The following is a 19,281-nucleotide window of genomic DNA, read 5'->3' on the forward strand; positions in this document are numbered from 1 at the left end:
TATGGCATTTCATCCCTGGTTTATCTACCGCCTGAACTACATAAAGAAGTCGATGAGTTCGCTCTTGCGCGCGTAGGCGTCCTGCTCGCCCAGCGCCATCAGCGCCTTGACAAATCCCGGCTCGAAAAGCAGGTAGCTGGCGAGCGCGGCGCCGCCGGGGCTGCCCTTGGCCCCGAGCGCGCCCAGGCCTGCCAATGCGTTGTAGGTGCCCCGGGGCAATTCTTCCGCGTGGGCCTGCGCCAGCGCGTCGAGCGACTGCGAGGGCGCAATCGCCAGCACATCGACGGGACGGTAGGGCATGACGGCTGCGATTTCGCGCGGCATCTGCCGCACGGTTTTGCTCACGCGCTGGGCCTGTTCCACATCGGCCTGCAGCGTGTCCTGAAACACACTCGCCATGGCGTGGCCCGCAATGGCGCCCAGTGTGGGTTTGCCGCTCACGTTGGGGCTGTTGCCGCCCACGAAGCCGGCGCGTTCGGGCTGGCCCACGCCGATGACCAGCACCTTGCTGGCGCCCAGATGCAGGGCCGGCGACAGCGGAGAACTCTGGCGCATGGAGCCATCGCCAAAAAACTCGCGATGCCCGTCGACCCAGAGTGGCGTAGAGGGAAACAGAAAGGGAATGGCACTGGAGGCCATCAGGTGCTCGATCGTGACGGGCTGAAAATCCGCGCGACGCCCGGGCCGGCTCCACAACTCTGTTTTGCGGCCTGCGGCCATCTGGCAAAACGTCCAATGCACGCCGCTGCTATAGCTGGAGGCCGTGATCGCCAGCGCGTGAAGGGTTTTTTCCTGCAGCGCCTGTTCAATATGGCCGAGCGAAATGGCATGGTGCAGGGTGTCGACCAGCGGCGTGTTGTCCAGCAGGGACTGTTGCGCCCGTACCTGTTGCGACAAAAACAGCGCAGCCGCGATGCGGCTTGAGCGAATCCACGCCGGCACCTTGAGCCGGTAAACCTGCGAAGAGCGCAAGGTGGTCCAGAAGCTGGCCAACTGGCCAAACGCCTGCAGACCTTCACTGGCGTGGCTGGCCAGAAAGGCCGCGTTCAGGGCGCCCGCCGAAGTCCCCACGAGGATTTTGAAGGGGAATTTTCGTGCTGTGGTGCCGTCCTGCAGGCTGAGGATGGTGGCCAGCGCATGAAGCACACCGGCCTGGTAAGCCGTGCGCGCGCCGCCGCCCATGAGGACGAGGGCATTCTGGTCTTCGTCGGGCCGGGTGAGCGCCGAGGAAATAATGGTCTCAAGCGACATGGCCGGGCCTGGTGAGTCGCTGGCGCGGCGAGGAGGCTGAAAAAAGGCGGTCCATGAGCTGGGTCTGTGGTGTTATTTTTTACCTTGGGCGCAGCTTGCACTTGTCGCCGCCGTTCTCAACGCCACGGCGATCGGTCGGCGGCAGTTGTGTCAGCATGATGCCGCCAGGGCGGACTTCCTGCAAGCCTGCAGCCTTGCGCCTCACGCCATGTAATGCGTCAAAAACCCAAAAGAATCAAGGCCTTTGAAGCCCGGCCGCGCTTTGCACCGGCACGCTCTGCCTGCGGTGAAACGTTGGCAAGGGCTTTTTCAGAAGGTTTCATTATTTATTGCGGCGCAAGGTTGCAATTGCGGGGCATAGCGCGCATAGTAAATCCAAGAGAGTGTCCCCGTCCGCCGCCGCGCCCGCATGAGGCCGGCAGTGTTTTCAACCCAGCTCCAACCCATGGAAAAGGAGTCTCTTTATGAACTTGACGATCAGCGGCCACCATCTTGAAGTTACCCCCGCGCTACGCGGTTATGTGACGAGCAAGCTGGATCGGATTACCCGGCATTTTGACCAGGTAGTGGATGTAAAAGTCTTGTTGACAGTGGACAACATGAAAGAAAAGGAAAGGCGCCAGCGGGCTGAGTGCAATGTGCACGTCAAGGGCCGCGACCTGTTTGCCGAGAGTTCCCACGCTGATCTTTACGCCGCCGTTGATGAGCTGACCGACAAGCTGGACCGGCAGGTTGGACGTTACAAAACCAAAACCCAGGACCATCACCACGTTGCCGCCAAGCGCCAGGCCTGATTGGCTCGTTGTCTTTTTGCTTCGCATTTCGCCTTGGTCGGCCCGGAATCCCGCTCCGGCCGAGGGTCTGCAAAGCAGGTGCCAAAAGCCGCTTGCGCTATCAGGCGGCTTTTTTATGCCTCTTTTTCCGGCAAACCCGCTGCAAAGTGCATAATTCGGCGACTAAAAGATTGTTATGAACCGTCTTTCGCAAATTTTGCCCCCCTCCCAGGTTTTGGTCAGCGTTGACGCGACCAGCAAGAAACGTGCTTTCGAAGAAGCCGGTCTGCTGTTTGAAAACCAACATGGCCTGAACCGCGCGTTGATCACCGACAGCTTGTTCGCGCGCGAACGCCTGGGTTCCACCGGGCTTGGCCATGGCGTGGCGATTCCGCACGGCCGGATCAAAGGCCTCAAGGCCCCCATGGCGGCCGTTTTCCTGTTGCAGGCGCCTATTGGCTTTGATGCGCCGGACGAACAGGCCGTGGCGTTGCTGATTTTTCTGCTGGTGCCCGAAGCGGCGACCCAAAAACACCTCGAAATTCTTTCGGAAATTGCCGAATTGCTCAGTGATGGCAATCTGCGCGAGCAACTCAAGACCAGCACCGATGCCGTTGCGCTGCACCATCTGATCGCTTCCTGGCACTCTGTCCACGAAGTCAGCTCCTAGGCCCTTCGAGGCCTTTTTGAACCACAGGATGGCATGAAGCCCACCGTTGTCAGCGCTGACGTTCTATTTGAAGACCACCGCGCGGCCCTGAAGTGGGAATGGATTGCAGGCCTCGGCGCTTCCGAGCGGCGCTTCGACGAAGTCGCTGTGCGGGCTGCGCGCTCCGGTGCCGACCTGGTCGGGTATCTCAACTACATCCATCCCTACCGGGTGCAGATTCTGGGTGAACGCGAAGTCGCCTACCTGACCAACGCCAGCCCTGAAGACTGTGCCCGGCGCATCTCCCGCATCATCACGCTGGAGCCGCCCGTGCTGATCGTGGCCGACGGTCAGACCGCGCCGGACACGCTGCTGTCCATGTGCGAACGCGCCCAGTTGCCGATGTTCGCCACACCCGAATCGGCGGCTTTCGTGATTGACGTGCTCAGGGCCTACCTGTCCAAGCACTTTGCCGACCGCACCTCGATGCACGGCGTGTTCATGGACATCCTGGGCCTGGGCGTGATGATCACCGGCGAGTCCGGCCTGGGCAAAAGCGAGCTGGGGCTGGAATTGATCTCGCGCGGGCACGGCCTGGTGGCCGACGACGCGGTGGATTTGTACCGAATCAACCAGACCACGATTGAAGGGCGCTGCCCCGAGCTGCTGCAAAACCTGCTGGAAGTGCGCGGCATCGGCCTGCTCGACATCAAAGCCATTTTTGGCGAAACGGCGGTGCGCCGCAAAATGCGCCTGAAAATGATCGTGCACCTGGTGCGGCGCGAAACACTTGAGCGCGACTACGAGCGCATCCCCTATGAGCCCTTGACGCAAGACGTTCTGGGCATTCCGGTGCGCAAGGTCATCATCCAGGTGGAAGCCGGCCGCAATATCGCCGTGCTGGTCGAAGCCGCGGTGCGCAATGCCATCTTGCAGCTGCGCGGCATCAACACCTACCAGGAGTTCGTGGAGCGGCACCGCCGCGCCATGGAACAGGATGACTAGGAAGCGCTGAGCCAGTTCCTGCGGGGGCGCGGCGGCCGGATCGGGATGGAATGCAAGGCGGATTTCGCAGCCAATAGCGGGCTATTGGCAAGAAATTCAACGCAGCAGACCGCCCGAGCCCGGCTGATCGCGCGCCGCAGGGACTGGTTCAGCGCTTCCTTGGCTGGCCCCCACGCTTTTCACTTCGCCTTCGGCTGCGTGTAATGCGCTGCCCCCCGAGGGGGCCGCTGCGCCTGTGGCCCGGCTAAGCCGGTTCCACGGCCCCTGTTGGGTTGGGAGTTCGCTATTAAAATGATAGCTGCTTGCGCTCGTCAATAAAGGGCTGGAAAGCCTTTTGGCTTAAAATTCAAGCGTGATGATGCCGCACCGGCGTGCCGTTGCGGTTGGGGCATTTGTCTTTGGTGCAGTTGGCGTAAATCGACAGGGAGTGGTCGGCAATCGTGAAGCCCTTGGATTTGGCGACGGCGTTCTGGCGTTTCTCGATTTCGGCGTCGTAAAACTCCTCGACTTTTCCGCAGTCAAGGCAAACCAGGTGATCGTGGTGCTGGCCTTCATTGATCTCGTAGACCGCTTTGCCTGATTCGAAATTGCTTCGGTTTAGCAGCCCGGCCTGCTCGAACTGGGTCAGCACCCGGTAGACGGTCGCCAGGCCAATGTCGGAACGGTCTTCGAGCAACACCCGGAACACATCTTCCGCCGTCATGTGGCGCTGTTTTCCAGCCTGAAAAATCTCCAGGATTTTCAGGCGCGGCAGCGTCGCCTTGAGGCCGGTGTTCTTCAACTCGTCAATGTTGCTCATGGAAAACTCTCTGGGTGAAACCGCTGGGTAATACGCCGTATAAAGTGCCGTGTAAAGCGCTGGCGCAACCCTTCTGGACGGGTGCCGGCCGGAGGGCCCCAGCCGCTACAATGAACAATCATATCGCTACACCCTCTTACTATGTCAGCCATGCCTGCAAATCATCGTTACAGAGCCAAAATCGCTTTCCTGCTCATGGCCTGCACGGTGCTGGCATCCTGCAGCAGCCTGAGCAATATGAGCAGCAGTTCGATCAATCCGGTCAACTGGGTCACCCCGTACAAGATTGACGTCATTCAGGGTAACTTTGTTTCCAAAGAGCAGGTCGAGCAGCTTCGCGCGGGCATGACGCGTGAAGAGGTCAAGGCGACCATGGGCACGCCCCTGATGGCCAGCCTGTTCCATGCCGACCGGTGGGACTACGTTTTCACACTCAAGCGCCAGGGCGTGGAGCCCCAGTCGTACAAGTACACCGTGTTCTTCAAGGGCGACCGCCTGGAGCGCTTTGAAGGCGACGCCATGCCGAGCGAGACCGAGTTCATTGCCAAGCTGGGCAACAAACGCAAGTTGGGTAATGTGCCGGTGCTGGAAGCCACTGAAGAGCAGCTCACCAAGGCGGCTGAAAAGTCCAAGTCCCCTTCAGCGACCACTGCGGCGCCTGCCAGCCAGCCGACCGGCTCCCCCTCTGCCTCCTACCCACCGCTCGAGAGCCCGAAACAGTGAGCGGGGCCGGCTCAACCCAGGCGACCCAGGCCCGACAGCACCGGGTCGCGGTGGCGGGCGCCAGCGGCCGCATGGGCCAGATGCTGATAGAGGCGATCAGCGCCAGCGCCGATTGCCAGCTGACCGGCGCGCTCGATGTGACCGCCAGCCCCGCCATTGGCAGTGATGCCGCGGCGTTCTCCGGGCGGATGAGCGGCGCTCTGATCACCGCCGACCTTCGGCAGGGTCTCAAGGACTCGCGCGTGCTGATCGACTTCACGCGCCCTGAAGGTACGCTGGCGCACTTGGCGGCCTGCCGCGAGCTGGGTGTCCAGCTGGTGATTGGCACCACCGGTTTTTCTGATGCGCAGAAGGCTGAAATAGCCGCAGCTGCCAAGGACATCGCCATCGTCATGGCGCCCAACATGAGCGTGGGTGTCAACGTCACGTTCAAGCTGCTAGAGATGGCAGCAAAAGCCTTGTCTACCGGCTACGACATTGAAATTGTTGAGGCCCACCATCGCCACAAGGTGGATGCCCCTTCCGGCACCGCCCTCAAGATGGGTGAAGTGATTGCCGGCGCGCTGGGCCGCGACCTCAAGGATTGCGCCGTGTATGCGCGTGAAGGCGTCACCGGCGAGCGGGATCCATCCTCCATCGGCTTTGCGGCAGTGCGCGGCGGCGATGTGGTGGGTGACCACACGGTGATGTTTTTGGGAACCGGTGAGCGCATCGAAATATCCCACAAGTCCTCCAGCCGGGCCAACTACGCTCAGGGGAGCCTGCGGGCCGCACGCTTTCTGGACGGAAAAACCACCGGGCTTTTTGACATGTTTGACGTCCTGGGCCTGAAATGAGCGGAGTGCGCGCCCTGGAAACTGCGGGGGCGAAGGTTTCGCCGCCGGGCCGCCCCAAGGCGAAATGCACCCCCTCGGGGGGCAGCGAAGCACATGCAGTGGCGAGCGTGGGGGCGAAGGTTTCGCCGCCGGGCCGTCCCAAGGCGAAATGTGCCCCCTCGGGGGGCAGCGAAGCACACGCAGTGGCGAGCGTGGGGGCCATCTCCTGATGGACTTCTTCAGCCTGATGACCCGGGGCGGTATGGTCAGCCAACTGGTGGCCATTTTGCTGCTGGCCATGTCGATTGCGAGTTGGGTCGTGATTTTGTGGAAAGCCTGGATGCTTCAGCGTGCAACGCAGGACGTCGCTCGCAGCACGGCGGCTTTCTGGCAGTCGGCTTCCATGGAGCAGGCCCGCGAAAAAGTGGCTGTCTTCGACCGTGAAGCGCTGGTGTTGCCGCTGATCGCCGCCACAGATATCCAGGCTGACGGTACCTTGGCCTCGGCCGGCGACAGGTCGCATCAACTGACCCGCGTCCTGCGTGACGCCCTCCACGGCATTCTTCACAAGCTGCAATTCGGCCAGGTGCTGCTGGCCACCGTGGGCTCCACTGCGCCATTCGTGGGGCTGCTGGGGACGGTCTGGGGTATTTACCACGCCCTGGTGGGCATTGCCTCAGCCGGTCAGATCACCATCGACAAAGTCTCAGGTCCGGTCGGCGAAGCGCTCATCATGACGGCGGCAGGGCTGGCAGTGGCCATTCCGGCCGTGCTGGCCTACAACATCTTTGGCCGCTATGTGGGCCGCATTGAAGCCGACCTTGAGGGTTTTGCCCGCGATTTGCGTGAGCTGCTCGCATCTGCGGCCCCCACGCTTGTCGCTTCGCGTACTGCGCTGCTCCCCGAGGGGGCTAATTTTCCTAGGGGCGGCCCGTCGGAAAATTCTCCGGCTGGTGGCCACCCATCGGTTACCTTGTGATGGGGTTCGGCCGCCTTGAGCGCACCCAGGGCCCGCAGCCCATGAGCGACATCAACGTGACCCCGCTCGTGGACGTGATGCTGGTGCTGGTGGTGATCTTCATCATCACGGCGCCCTTGCTGGCCAGCACGATCCGCCTGGATTTGCCCAAGACCGACGCGGCCAAGCCGGCCGAGACCCCGAAATTCGTCACGCTGGTCGTCGACAAAGCCGGCCAGGCATTTCTGAACGACAAAGCCCTGGCCCCGGACGAGCTTGCCCGCCGGCTGGCGGAGACCGCCGCGCAGAATCCCGACACCGAGGTGCAGTTGCGAGCGGACGAAGCCGTGCCTTACGGCAAAGTGGTGGAGGTCATGGGCCTGGCGCAAAAAGCCGGGCTCAGCCGCATCGGCTTTGTGGCGGATCCCGCCCGCGGAAGTCCCGCGCCGGCCCGGTAACCCGCGCGGCGCAGCCAGCCACTAAAATTGGGGATTCGCCGCCAGGGCTGCGCCCCGTGTTCGCTGTCACGGGCTCCTGCTTTCGCGGCTTCTGTTTTTTGTTATACGTTTTTCGCCTTCCCGGTTCTCCATGCAAGACAAATACAACCACCTCGATGTTGAGCGCGATGCTCAGGCCCACTGGACCGCTGCCGACGCTTATCGCGTGACGGAAGACGCCAGCCGCAAGAAGTACTACGCCTGCTCCATGCTGCCCTACCCCAGCGGCAAGCTGCACATGGGCCACGTGCGCAACTACACCATCAACGACATGCTCACGCGCCACCTGCGCATGAAGGGCTACAACGTCTTGATGCCCATGGGCTGGGACGCTTTCGGCCTGCCGGCAGAAAACGCCGCCATGAAAAACGGTGTGCCGCCGGCGAAGTGGACCTACGACAACATCGCCTACATGAAAAAGCAGATGCAGGCGATGGGCCTGGCCATCGACTGGAGCCGCGAAGTCGCCACCTGCGACGCGAGCTACTACAAGTGGAACCAGTGGCTCTTTTTGAAGATGCTCGAAAAAGGCATTGCCTACCGCAAGACTCAGGTCGTGAACTGGGACCCTGTCGACCAGACCGTGCTGGCCAATGAACAGGTGATCGACGGCAAGGGCTGGCGCACCGGCGCCGTGGTGGAAAAGCGCGAGATTCCCGGCTACTACCTGAAGATCACCCAGTACGCCAACGAGCTTTTAGAGTATGTGAAAACAAACTCGAGCGACGCCGGGCCCCCCCAAGGCGCGAGGGCCCCCTCAGGGGGCAGCGAGCCACACGCAGTGGGGGAGCGTGGGGGCACGTTATCTGGCTGGCCCGAGCGCGTCAAACTGATGCAGGAAAACTGGATCGGCAAGAGCGAAGGCGTGCGCTTTGCCTTCACGCACGACATTCAGGACGCCTCCGGCAAGCTGATCGGCGATGGGAAGATGTATGTCTTCACCACGCGAGCTGACACCATCATGGGTGTGACTTTCTGCGCCGTGGCGCCTGAGCATCCGCTGGCCCTGCATGCCGCCGCTGCCAATTCAAAGATCGCCGCCTTTATCGAAGAATGCAAGGCCGGGGGCACGACCGAAGCCGAACTCGCCACGCAAGAGAAAAAGGGCATGCCCACAGGTCTCTTCGTCACCCACCCGCTCACCGGCGAGAAGGTCGAAGTCTGGGTTGGCAACTATGTGCTAATGAGCTACGGCGACGGCGCCGTGATGGGCGTGCCCGCGCATGACGAACGTGATTTCGAGTTCGCCAAAAAATACAAACTGCCCATCAAGCAGGTCGTAGACGTCAAGGGCCAGGCCTACAGCCTCGACGCCTGGGCCGACTGGTACGGCGACAAGCAGCAGGGCGTGACCATCAACTCCGGCAAGTACGACGGCCTGGGCTGCAAGGCCGCGGTAGACGCCGTGGCCGCCGACCTCGCGGCCAAAGGCCTGGGCGAGAAAAAAACCACATGGCGCCTGCGCGACTGGGGCGTGAGCCGCCAGCGCTATTGGGGCACGCCGATCCCCATCATCCACTGCGAAGAGCACGGCGCCGTGCCGGTGCCTGAAAAAGACCTGCCCGTGGTGCTGCCGCAAGACTGCGTGCCCGACGGCTCGGGCAACCCGCTGCACAAGCATGCGGGCTTCCACGCCGGCGTGGTCTGCCCCGTGTGCGGCAAGCCCGGCCGCCGCGAGACCGACACCATGGACACCTTTGTCGATTCGTCCTGGTACTTCATGCGCTATTGCGACCCGAAGAACGACGAGAAGATGGTGGCAGAAGGCGCCAACTACTGGATGCCGATGGACCAGTACATCGGCGGCATCGAGCATGCCATCCTGCATTTGCTTTACGCGCGCTTCTGGACCAAGGTGATGCGCGACCTGGGCCTGGTGAAGGTCGATGAGCCCTTCACCAAGCTGCTCACGCAGGGCATGGTGCTCAATGAGGCTTTCTCGCGTGTCACTACGGGCAAGCAGTACTTTTGGGCGCATGAGCTCGACATCGTGCGCGACGAGCACGCCAAGGTGGTCTCTGCCACCTCCAAGGCCGACGGATTGCCGGTGCCCTACGAGGGCTGGACCACGATGTCCAAGTCCAAGAACAACGGCGTCGACCCGCAGGACCTGATCGAAAAATACGGCGCGGACACCGCGCGGCTCTACACCATGTTCACCGCGCCGCCCGACACCACGCTGGAGTGGAATGACGCCGCGCTGGAGGGTTCCTACCGCTTTTTGCGCCGTGTCTGGAATTTCGGCGTCAAACTTCATGCTATTAATTCAGGAGCTGGTAGCGCACAGCCTTCGGGCACCGCGATCGAATTTGACAAGGAAACCAAGGCCCTTCGCCTGGAGATCCACACGATTCTCAAGCAGATCGACTACGACTACCAGCGCATGCAATACAACACCGTGGTGTCAGGCAACATGAAGCTGCTCAACGCCATGGAAGATTTCAAAGGCGCGGCATCTGCCGGCTCGCAAGCAGCTCTTCGCGAAGGCTTCAGCATCCTGCTGCGTTGCCTTTACCCGGCCACGCCGCACCTGGCGCACGCGCTCTGGTCGCAGCTCGGCTACGCCGCCAATCACGGTGAACTGCTTGATGCCCCATGGCCCGAGGTCGACGCGGCAGCGCTGCAGCAGGACGAGATCGAACTCGTGCTGCAGATCAACGGCAAGCTGCGTGGCGCTGTCACGGTGCCCGCCGGCGCCGACAAGGCCACCATTGAGGCGGCTGCGCTGGCGTCTGAGGTTTTTATCAAGCAAGCGGCGGGTGCGCCCGCCAAAAAGGTGGTTGTGGTGCCTGGCCGGCTGGTCAACATCGTCATCTGAGACCGTTTCAACAAAGAGAAGGCAAGCCATGCACCGTCGCGCATTCCTCTTCCTGTCGGCCCCCGCCGCCCTGAGCCTCAGTGGCTGCGGCTTTGCCCTGCGCAAGGCGCCCACGTTTGCCTTCACCACGCTTTACTCGGGCTTGGCCGAGAGCTCGCCGTTGGGCGTAGAACTGCGGCGTTCACTGCAGGCAACCCGCAAAGTGGAAGTAATCACCGAGGCCCGCAGGATCAATGAGGCGCAGGTGGTTCTCGATGTGGTGGGTGACCAGCGGGAAAAAGTGATTCTGAGCCGAAATGCCGCTGGCCAGGTGCGCGAGTTTCAGTTGCGACTGCGCTTTCGCTTCAAGCTGCGCACGCTGGCGGGCAAAGAACTTATCCCTGAAACAGAAATCCTGCAGCAGCGCGACATCAGCTTCAACGAGTCTGCTGTGCTGGCCAAGGAAGCCGAGGAAAACCTGTTGTACCGCGACATGCAAAGTGACGTTGTCCAGCAGATCATGCGCCGCCTGGCGGCCGTGACCGAACTCTGACGCCTGGAAAGCGGCGTTCAGGCGCGCATCAGCGTGCTTTTGCCAAACAGGCTCTCAATCAAATCCACCGCGACTGCAGCCGTGCCGTTGCGCACGTCCAGCGCGGGGTTGAGCTCCATCACGTCGAGCGAGCCGAGCAGGCCCGTGTCGGCAATCATCTCCATGCACAGCTGTGCCTCACGGTAGGTCGGGCCGCCCTTGATGGCGGTGTCCACGCCCGGCGCGATGGATGGGTCCAGGAAATCCACGTCGAAGCTGACGTGCAGGTGCGTGTTTGTGTCCATGTCCGACAAAGCCTTTTCCATGGTGTGGCGCATGCCCATCTCGTCGATGTAGCGCATGTCGAACACCTCCAGGCCTTCCTGCCGCACAAAGCGCTTTTCACCCTCGTCCACGCTGCGGATGCCGATTTGCCGTATCGCCCTGGGGCTCATGGCGGGCACCGTGCCGCCTATGCCGGTGAGCTCAGCCGGGCCGTGGCCGCACAGCACGGCCACGGGCATGCCGTGCACATTGCCGGTAGGCGTGAGCGCGTTGGTGTTGAAGTCGGTGTGCGCATCCAGCCAGAGTACGCGGAGGGTCTTGCCGGTCTCTCGGCAGTGGCGCGCCACCGCGCTGATCGAGCCGATGCCCAGGCAGTGGTCGCCGCCCAGCAGGATGGGCAGGTGGCCGGCCGCCAGGCTCTGGTGCATCGCTTCGTGCACCGCCTGGTTCCAGGCGACCACCTCGTCGAGGTGCCGATAGCCCTCGGCGGGCGGCAGCCACGGATTGGTCGGGCCGGCCAGATTGCCGGTATCAAGCACCTCCAGCCCGCGGCCGTGCAACGCCTCGCGGATACCGGCCACACGCAAGGCTTCAGGGCCCATGGAGGCGCCGCGGCTGCCCGCGCCGATGTCGGTAGGGGCGCCAATCAGGTCTACGGGCTTGGTCATCAACGTGCCATTTCGGGGATAGAGGAAATACGCGGTGCTTTGGGTGCGGCGGCGGCTGGCGCGAGCAAGCCGAACAGGTCTTTGGGGTTGTCCAGATGCGGTACCAGGTCGATCTGGCGGCGGTTGGCGGCATCTGCCAGCTGCAGCTTGTGCAAATAGCGCAGGGCCGAATAATCTTCCAGCGCAAAGCCGACCGAATCAAAAATCGTGACCTCGTCGGGCGAAGCGCGCCCTTGGGCCGTGCCTTTGAGCACGTCGGCGAATTCAGCCACCCTGAAATCCTCGGGCATCTGCTGGATCTCGCCTTCGATGCGCGATTGCGGTTCGAACTCGACCACCACACGGGCGTCTTTGCGCAGCAGGATGTCGGCGTGCAACTCGGTCTTGCCGGGGCAGTCGCCGCCAACGGCGTTCAGGTGCATGCCGGGTTTGATCATCTCCGGTGTGAGGATGACGGCGTTGCGCTTGTCGGCGGTGATGGTGGTCACGATGTCGGCTCCTTGCACGGCTTGGTCCGCGGACTGGCAAATGGTCACGCTCAGGCCCTGCAACCCCATGGCATGCAGGTTACGGGCCAGTTTATCGCTGGCGCCGGCGTCAATGTCAAACAGGCGCATTTCGCGTATGCCCAGCATGTGGTGAAAAGCGATGGCCTGGAACTCGCTTTGCGCGCCGTTGCCGATGATCGCCATCACGCGGCTGCCCGGGCGCGCCATCCACTTCGCGGCCAGCGCCGACATGGCGGCCGTGCGCAGCGCGGTGGTGATGGTGAGTTCTGACAGCAGCAGCGGGTAGCCGGTGTCCACGTCGGCCAGCACACCGAAGGCCGTCACCGTCAGCAAACCCAGCTCGGTGTTTTTGGGATGGCCATTGACGTACTTGAAGGAATATTGGTGGCCGTCGCTGGTGGGCATGAGTTCGATCACGCCGTCGGGCGAATGGATGGCGTGGCGCGCCGACTTGTCAAAGTCGTTCCAGCGCCGGTAGTCATGCTCGATCTCGCCAGCCAGGCCTTCGATAAAGGCGGCCGCGCCGCGCTGGCGGACGATTTTCTGAATGCTTTCAATGCCGATGTAGTCAACCATGGTGGGGCTCCCGTTCTGTGTTTGTGGGCTTGGCAAGGCGCAAAGCCAAGCGCGACCAAGCCTGATTCACACCATTGTCTGCAGCGCTTGCGCTAAAGAAAAGCCAGTAAATTGATCAATTTAACGGCTTGATTAATCAATTAGTCAGAATAAATTGTCATTTCGACAATAGAATTCCGCCATGGACGACACCGACCGCCAATTGCTCTCACTGCTGCGGGACGATGCCCGGGCCTCGGTCGCGTCTTTGGCCAAGGTCCTGCGCGTCTCGCGCGGCACGGTGCAAAACCGCTTGGCCAAGCTGGAGGCGGGCGGCACCATCACGGGCTATACCGTACGCCTCAAGCCCCAGGCCGAGGGCCACCGCATCCGCGCCTTCATGACGGTGGCAGTGGAAGGCAACCGCACGGCGGCCGTACTGGCGGCCCTGCGCGGCGATCCGGCTGTGAGCGCGTTGCACACCACCAACGGGCGCTGGGACATGGTGGCCGAGCTGCAAGCCGACAGCCTTGAAGCCTTTGACAGCGTGTTGAGCCGTATCCGCCTGCTGGAAGGCATTGCCAATACCGAAACCAGCCTGCTGCTGTCGACCACCAAGCTTTAAACTCCCATCATGAATCTGGCCCCCGCCCAACTCCAGGAACACCTCAAGCGCGGCTTGAAAAGCCTGTACACCCTGCACGGCGACGAGCCGCTGCTGGTGCAGGAGTTTGCCGACGCGCTGCGTAGCGCCGCGCGCGAGCAGGGCTACACCGAACGCACAGTGCACACGGTGGCCGGCGCGCATTTCGACTGGAGCGAGGTGCTGGCCAGCGGCGGCTCGCTCAGCCTCTTCGCCGACAAGCAGATTGTTGAAATCCGCGTCCCCAGCGGCAAGCCCGGCAAAGACGGCTCGGTGGCGCTGCAGCAGATCGCCGAGCGAGCACAGGGCGATGACTCCACCCTCACGCTGGTCATGCTGCCGCGTCTCGACAGCATGACCGCCAAAGGCGCCTGGTTTGGCGCGCTTGAAAGTTTCGGCGTCACCGTCAAGTTCGACCCGATTGACCGCCGCAGCCTGCCGCAGTGGATCGCCCAGCGCCTGCAGCAGCAAGGCCAGCGCGTGGCCGCCGGCGAAGAAGGCCAGCGCACGCTGCAGTTTTTTGCCGACCGGGTCGAGGGCAACCTGCTGGCCGCGCATCAGGAAATCCAGAAGCTGGGCTTGCTGTACGTAGCGCAGTCCGGCGGCAGCGACGGCATCCTCACTTTCGACCAGGTTGAAAACGCCGTGCTCAACGTGGCGCGTTATGACGTCTTCAAGCTCTCAGAAGCTGTGCTCGGCGGCCAGTCCGTGCGCGTGGCGCGCATGCTCGACGGCCTGCAGTCCGAGGGTGAGTCCGAAGTGCTGGTGCACTGGGCGTTGGCCGAAGACATCCGCAGCATGAAACGCGTGAAGGACGCTATTCAAGCAGGGCGGCCCATGCCCATGGCGCTGCGCGAAAACCGCGTCTGGGGCATCAAGGAAAAATTGTTCGAACGCGTGCTGCCGCAAATCGGCGACACCACCCTGGCCAACCTGCTGCATGCGGCCCACAAGGTCGACGGCATCGTCAAAGGACTGAAGCAACCCGACTGGCCGGCCGACGGCTGGCAGGCCCTGCACCGGCTGGCGGGCATGGTGTGTGAGCAATGCGCAGCGCCGTCGTCTGGGCCCCGCAGGTCGCATGCCGTGGTAAGCAACTCAAAGGCCTAGCAACAGCGCCTGGTGTACGAGTGGCGCGTCACCCTGATCGGGGTTACGCTCGTGGCATGCAACAGACGGCTTCCCTGTCAAAAAAACTCATTCGCATAGGCGCCAGCCTTCTGATCGTCGCGTTGGCCTCTATTGGGCTGACCTTGTGGGTGACCTGGCAGCTTGAAGGAGGCGCTGCGGCGGTCAACGAGGCCGGGCGCATGCGTATGCAGACTTGGCGCCTGGCCAGCGCGGTGCAGGTGGGCGCGAACCGCACCGAGTTGCAGGGCCTGGTGGCCCGTTTCGACGAGAGCCTGTCGCTTTTACGCGAAGGTGATCCATCGCGGCCGTTGTTTGTACCTTGGGATGATCAGGTGCGTCAGCGTTTTGCGGATGTCGAGTCTTTGTGGCGTGGTCAGCGGCGGCTGTGGCTGGCCGAGCCGGCTCCGCAAGCGCAGATCCTGATGAAGGCTGGGGGAGAGTTTGTAGAGGCGAGCGACCGTCTGGTGCTGGTGATCGAACAGCACATGTCCCGTCTCACAGCGATCCTTAACCTGTTTCAGCTCCTGATGATGGCGTTGGCCATAGGCGGGGCAGTCGTCATGCTCTACACCGGTTACATGTATGTAATCAATCCTTTGGGGCAGCTTCGCGAAGGCCTGCGCAAGCTGGAGTCCGGGGACTTCAGGACGCGCGTCGACGTCGACACCGTGGATGAGTTTGGGCAGGTAGCCGCTGGTTTTAACCGCATGGCAGCCACCTTGCAATCGCTTTACGAAGGGCTGGAAGCCAAGGTCGAGGTCAAGACACGGCGTATTGAGGCGCAACGCGTTCGCCTCGAGGCCCTGTACAAGGTCAGCGCCTTCCTGGCCCAGGCGGGCAGCATTGACGAGCTGGCGCGCGGCTTTGCCCAGCGCGTGCGCGCTGTAATGAAGGCCGACGCTGCAACGGTTCGCTGGTCCGATGATGCCAACCAGCGCTATCTGATGCTGGCCTCCGACTGTTTCCCCCAGGATCTCGTGGAAGAAGAGCGCAGCCTGCTGGCCGGGGCCTGTGCCTGTGGCAATTTGCGGCCAGACGCGCGCACCCGCGTGATCCCGATTCTCTGCCACGATGAAGCACCGGTGCGCCATTGCGCCAAGGTGGGGTACGAAAACGTGGTCAGTGTGCCGATACGCCTGCAGCAACGCTTGCTTGGCGAATTCAATCTGTTCTTTCGCGCACCTGTTTTGCTGAGCGCCGATGAGATCGAATTGCTGGACGCGTTGGCCAGCCACCTGGCCAGCTCCCTGGAGGGTCTGCGCGCCGATGCATTGGACCGAGAAGCGGCGGTGGCGGAGGAGCGCGCCCTGTTGGCACGCAACCTGCACGACTCGATTGCGCAGTCATTGGCCTTTCTCAAGATCCAGGTGCAGTTGCTGCGGACAGCCGTGCAGAAAGGACAGACCCCACAGATGCAGGGCGCGCTCGATGAACTGGACATCGGGCTGCGTGAAAGTATCAGTGATGTTCGCGAATTGCTGGTGCATTTCCGCACGCGCACCAACACTGACGATATTGAGCAGGCGCTGCGGGAAACACTGCAGAAATTCCAGAGCCAGACAGGGCTGTCTGGACAGCTGCAGGTCCATGGTCAAGGGCTGCCGCTGCCATCGGATGTGCAGGTTCAGGTGCTGCATGTGATGCAGGAGGCGCTGTCGAATGTGCGCAAGCATGCCGGTGCCACGCAAGTCGGGCTGGAAGTGGCAAAAGGCGCACGTTGGCGTTTTGTGGTGCGCGACAATGGCGCCGGCTTCGACACCCAAAAACACCCGGGGGAGTTCCATGTCGGTCTCAACATCATGCGTGAACGTGCCGGGCGTATTGGCGCTGACGTGAACATCGCCTCCTCGGCAGGGCAGGGAACTACGGTCACGCTGACACTGCCGCCTCACCCCGAGGTCGGTGGTGGCGTGGCGGCGCAGCCCGTGGGGCCGGCATCAGCCGTCTCGCCTGGCACGGCGACTCAGGAAAATCACAATGAAATCCATTGAACTGCTGGTGGTGGATGACCACACCCTGTTCCGTCGCGGGCTGGTTGCACTGCTGTCGCAGGATGGGCGTTTCGACGTGGCTGGCGAAGCCGGCGATATCGGCGAGGCACTGCGTTGCGTAGCGCGCAGCCAACCTGACCTCATCCTGCTTGACAATCATCTGCCGGGCGTTCTTGGTGTGGATGGCATCGCAGCGCTCAAAGACGCGGCGCCTGGAACTCGCATCTTGATGCTGACCGTCAGCGAACATGAAGGGGATCTGGCCGCAGCACTGCAGGCTGGAGCCGATGGTTACCTGCTGAAAACCGTTGAGCTGGACCGTTTGTCGGAATCCATCATCAAGGTCCTTGACGGTGAGTCTGTGGTGAGCCCGGAGATGATGACCAAGCTGGTGGCTGCCTTTCGATCCAAGGTCCCGTTGCCCGTGACCGGTGAAGCGGCTTCGGCGGAGGCAAGTCGCAATGGGAATGCGCCAGTGCCGGACGATTCGGCCCTCGCGCTGCTATCGGCCCGCGAGCGAGAGGTCCTTTCGCAAATTGCACGCGGCGACAGCAACAAGGTGATTGCCCGCAAGCTCGATATTGCCGAGACCACGGTGAAGATTCACGTCCAACACATTCTGCGCAAATTGCAGCTCAGCTCGCGGGTTCAGGCAGCCGTCTACGCAACTGGCCGCAACCTGACTTGATATAGATCAAGGCCTGCGCAGTTTGATCCTGCAGTAGTTCCTAAGAACGAGGCCGGGTCTTCGCCGCAATTTCTTTTATACCGTTTTCCTGTCCCTAAGGAGGATATTCAGCGGCGCGTTAAAAGCCGACAGTCATGCCATGTGTCTGGAGAAACAACATGGCCTCTGAACTGGGCAACTCAAAAAAAGCATGGTCGGTGCTGATTGTCAGCACGCTGGCCTTCACCGTCTGCTTCATGGTCTGGATGATGTTCGGCGTGATCGGCATCCCGATCAGGAAGATGCTGAACCTCAACGCCACCGAGTTCGGGTTGCTCGCGGCCACGCCGGTGCTGACCGGCTCGCTGATCCGCGTCCCGCTGGGCATCTGGACCGACCGCTACGGCGGGCGCATTGTCATGGCCATCCTGATGGCTATCACCGTGCCGGCGATCTGGCTGATGAGCTACGCCACGGTCTACTGGCACTTTCTGGTGATCGGCCTGTTTGTTGGCTTAGCCGGCGGCTCGTTCTCGGTGGGTACACCTTATGTGGCGCGCTGGTTCCCGAAAAGTCGCCAGGGCATGGCCATGGGTGTGTACGGCGCCGGCAATTCGGGTGCCGCTGTCAACAAGTTCGTGGCGCCCGTGCTGCTTGTGGCCTTTGGTTGGGCCATGGTGCCGCAGGTATACGCGGTCATCATGCTGGCTGCGCTGGTGCTGTTCTGGCTGTTCAGCTACAGCGACCCTTCGCACCTGGTGCCCAGCCACGTCAAGTTCAGCGATCAGCTCAAGGCCTTGAAGGACCCGAAAGTCCTCAAGTACTGCCAGTACTACAGCATCGTGTTCGGCGGCTATGTGGCTTTGTCGCTCTGGATGGTGCAGTACTACGTGGGTGAGTTCGGCCTCGATATTCGCGTGGCAGCGTTGCTGGCAGCGTGTTTCTCGCTGCCCGGCGGCGTGCTGCGCGCCTTTGGTGGTGTGCTGTCCGACAAGTACGGTGCGCACAGCGTCACCTGGTGGGTGATGTGGGTGAGCTGGGTGTGCCTGTTCCTGCTGTCCTACCCGCAGACCGACTTCACCATCCTCACGGTCAACGGCCCGGCGACCTTCCACCTCGGATTGAACGTCTACACCTTCACAGCGCTGATGTTCCTCCTGGGCATTGCCTGGGCCTTCGGCAAGGCCAGTGTCTTCAAGTACATCAGTGACGACTACGGTGCCAACATCGGCGCCATCAGCGGCATTGTCGGCCTGGCCGGCGGGCTGGGCGGCTTTGTGCTGCCCATCATCTTCGGCGGCCTGATGGACCTCACCGGCATCCGCTCCAGTGCCTTCATGTTCATGTACGGCGTCGTCTGGGTCTCGTTGATCTGGATGTACTGGACCGAGGTGCGCCGCACTGAAGTCATGGGGTCGAACGCAAGCGGCGCATCCGCCTGATGTTGCCATCTTCTTCAAAGGAAAAAACATGACTACCAAATCCGCAACGAGTGCTGCCATTCCTGCGCTCCAGCCGAATTCATCAGGCACCGACATCACCGACTGGCGTCCCGAGGACGAGCAGTTTTGGGAAAGCACCGGCAAACGCATTGCCTATCGCAACCTCTGGATCTCGGTGCCCAGCCTGCTGTGCGGCTTTGCCGTCTGGGGCATGTGGGGCATCATCACCGTGCAGATGCTCAACCTGGGCTTTCCCTTCACCCAGGCCGAACTTTTCACGCTGACGGCCATTGCGGGCCTGGCAGGCGCCACTATGCGCATCCCGGCCTCCTTCCTGATCCGGTTGGCCGGCGGGCGCAACACCATCTTCCTGACGACCTCCATGCTGCTGGCACCGGCCATCGGCACCGGCATTGTGCTGCAGCACCCCGAATGGCCGCTGTGGTCCTTCCAGCTGATGGCCTTGTGGTGTGGGGTCGGTGGCGGGAACTTCGCCAGCTCCATGTCCAATATCAGCACCTTCTTTCCCAAGCGGCTGCAGGGCACCGCACTTGGCCTCAATGCTGGCTTGGGCAATTTCGGCGTGACGAC

General features: G+C 62.0%; 19 protein-coding genes. 15 read left to right on the forward strand and 4 right to left on the reverse strand.

Translation table 11 applies throughout. The features are described 5' to 3' along the window. Positions 1-36 precede the first annotated feature (36 nt). On the reverse strand, positions 37-1,251 hold the full coding sequence (locus ABI546_RS19500; protein ID WP_348049303.1) for a patatin-like phospholipase family protein: 1,215 nt from the start codon (positions 1,249-1,251) through the stop codon (positions 37-39). A 464-nt stretch (positions 1,252-1,715) separates the two neighbouring features. On the opposite strand from ABI546_RS19500, the gene raiA reads away from it, so the two are divergent. The 3 genes from raiA to hprK all read left to right on the forward strand — a co-directional run bounded on the left by raiA (position 1,716) and on the right by hprK (position 3,678). Further along, positions 1,716-2,045, forward strand: a complete 330-nt coding sequence (raiA, locus tag ABI546_RS19505; RefSeq protein ID WP_348049304.1) for a ribosome-associated translation inhibitor RaiA — start codon at positions 1,716-1,718, stop codon at positions 2,043-2,045. A gap of 175 nt (positions 2,046-2,220) precedes the next feature. Then, entirely contained in the window at positions 2,221-2,694 is a 474-nt protein-coding gene (locus ABI546_RS19510; RefSeq protein ID WP_348049306.1) for a PTS sugar transporter subunit IIA, read from the forward strand. A 33-nt stretch (positions 2,695-2,727) separates the two neighbouring features. Then, positions 2,728-3,678 carry an HPr(Ser) kinase/phosphatase gene (hprK, locus tag ABI546_RS19515; RefSeq protein WP_348049308.1) on the forward strand — a complete coding sequence of 317 codons (951 nt, stop codon included), beginning with the start codon at positions 2,728-2,730 and terminating at the stop codon, positions 3,676-3,678. A 346-nt stretch (positions 3,679-4,024) separates the two neighbouring features. Here hprK and fur read toward each other — a convergent pair whose 3' ends face one another. Further along, complete coding sequence (gene fur / locus ABI546_RS19520) at positions 4,025-4,477, reverse strand: ferric iron uptake transcriptional regulator (RefSeq protein WP_348049310.1); 453 nt, start codon at positions 4,475-4,477, stop codon at positions 4,025-4,027. Positions 4,478-4,627: 150 nt separating this feature from the next. On the opposite strand from fur, the gene ABI546_RS19525 reads away from it, so the two are divergent. From ABI546_RS19525 to lptE, 6 genes are all read left to right on the forward strand, one after another. Then, entirely contained in the window at positions 4,628-5,200 is a 573-nt protein-coding gene (locus tag ABI546_RS19525; protein WP_348049312.1) for an outer membrane protein assembly factor BamE, read from the forward strand. After that, a complete protein-coding gene (gene dapB, locus ABI546_RS19530) occupies positions 5,197-6,036 on the forward strand; it encodes a 4-hydroxy-tetrahydrodipicolinate reductase (protein ID WP_348049314.1) in 840 nt (279 codons plus the stop codon). The genes ABI546_RS19525 and dapB overlap by 4 nt, the downstream gene beginning before the upstream one ends. 208 nt (positions 6,037-6,244) lie before the next feature. Beyond that, positions 6,245-6,994 carry a MotA/TolQ/ExbB proton channel family protein gene (locus ABI546_RS19535; protein WP_348049316.1) on the forward strand — a complete coding sequence of 250 codons (750 nt, stop codon included), beginning with the start codon at positions 6,245-6,247 and terminating at the stop codon, positions 6,992-6,994. Then, positions 6,994-7,431, forward strand: a complete 438-nt coding sequence (locus ABI546_RS19540) for a biopolymer transporter ExbD (protein WP_348049345.1) — start codon at positions 6,994-6,996, stop codon at positions 7,429-7,431. The genes ABI546_RS19535 and ABI546_RS19540 overlap by 1 nt, the downstream gene beginning before the upstream one ends. Before the next feature lie 130 nt (positions 7,432-7,561). Next, positions 7,562-10,288, forward strand: coding sequence for a leucine--tRNA ligase (gene leuS, locus ABI546_RS19545; RefSeq protein ID WP_348049318.1), 2,727 nt, complete (start codon positions 7,562-7,564; stop codon positions 10,286-10,288). A gap of 28 nt (positions 10,289-10,316) precedes the next feature. Continuing rightward, positions 10,317-10,820: an LPS assembly lipoprotein LptE gene (lptE, locus tag ABI546_RS19550; RefSeq protein WP_348049321.1), complete on the forward strand. Its 504-nt coding sequence runs from the start codon at positions 10,317-10,319 to the stop codon at positions 10,818-10,820. A gap of 17 nt (positions 10,821-10,837) precedes the next feature. Here the strand turns inward: lptE and rocF are convergent, their stop codons facing one another. After that, positions 10,838-11,752, reverse strand: coding sequence for an arginase (gene rocF / locus ABI546_RS19555; RefSeq protein ID WP_348049323.1), 915 nt, complete (start codon positions 11,750-11,752; stop codon positions 10,838-10,840). Then, positions 11,752-12,837 (reverse strand): ornithine cyclodeaminase, encoded by a 1,086-nt coding sequence (locus ABI546_RS19560; protein ID WP_348049325.1) that lies wholly within the window; start codon positions 12,835-12,837, stop codon positions 11,752-11,754. Before ABI546_RS19560 ends, rocF begins: the two co-directional genes overlap by 1 nt. Positions 12,838-13,018: 181 nt before the next feature. Here ABI546_RS19560 and ABI546_RS19565 point away from each other — a divergent pair, with 181 nt between their 5' ends. The 6 genes from ABI546_RS19565 to ABI546_RS19590 form a co-directional block, all read left to right on the forward strand. Next, positions 13,019-13,441: an Lrp/AsnC family transcriptional regulator gene (locus ABI546_RS19565; RefSeq protein ID WP_348049327.1), complete on the forward strand. Its 423-nt coding sequence runs from the start codon at positions 13,019-13,021 to the stop codon at positions 13,439-13,441. 9 nt (positions 13,442-13,450) lie between these two features. After that, positions 13,451-14,569 (forward strand): DNA polymerase III subunit delta, encoded by a 1,119-nt coding sequence (gene holA / locus ABI546_RS19570; protein ID WP_348049329.1) that lies wholly within the window; start codon positions 13,451-13,453, stop codon positions 14,567-14,569. 56 nt (positions 14,570-14,625) lie between these two features. Continuing rightward, positions 14,626-16,581, forward strand: a complete 1,956-nt coding sequence (locus ABI546_RS19575) for a type IV pili methyl-accepting chemotaxis transducer N-terminal domain-containing protein (RefSeq protein WP_348049331.1) — start codon at positions 14,626-14,628, stop codon at positions 16,579-16,581. Next, entirely contained in the window at positions 16,568-17,269 is a 702-nt protein-coding gene (locus tag ABI546_RS19580) for a response regulator (RefSeq protein ID WP_348049333.1), read from the forward strand. Before ABI546_RS19575 ends, ABI546_RS19580 begins: the two co-directional genes overlap by 14 nt. Before the next feature lie 158 nt (positions 17,270-17,427). Beyond that, positions 17,428-18,690 carry a nitrate/nitrite transporter gene (locus ABI546_RS19585; RefSeq protein WP_348049335.1) on the forward strand — a complete coding sequence of 421 codons (1,263 nt, stop codon included), beginning with the start codon at positions 17,428-17,430 and terminating at the stop codon, positions 18,688-18,690. 28 nt (positions 18,691-18,718) lie between these two features. Next, positions 18,719-19,281 (forward strand): MFS transporter (locus ABI546_RS19590; RefSeq protein ID WP_348049337.1); only part of this gene is annotated, 563 nt, incomplete at its 3' end.

The sequence above is a fragment of the Polaromonas sp. genome, from assembly GCF_039932935.1.
In the GTDB taxonomy this organism is placed as follows: domain Bacteria; phylum Pseudomonadota; class Gammaproteobacteria; order Burkholderiales; family Burkholderiaceae_C; genus Polaromonas.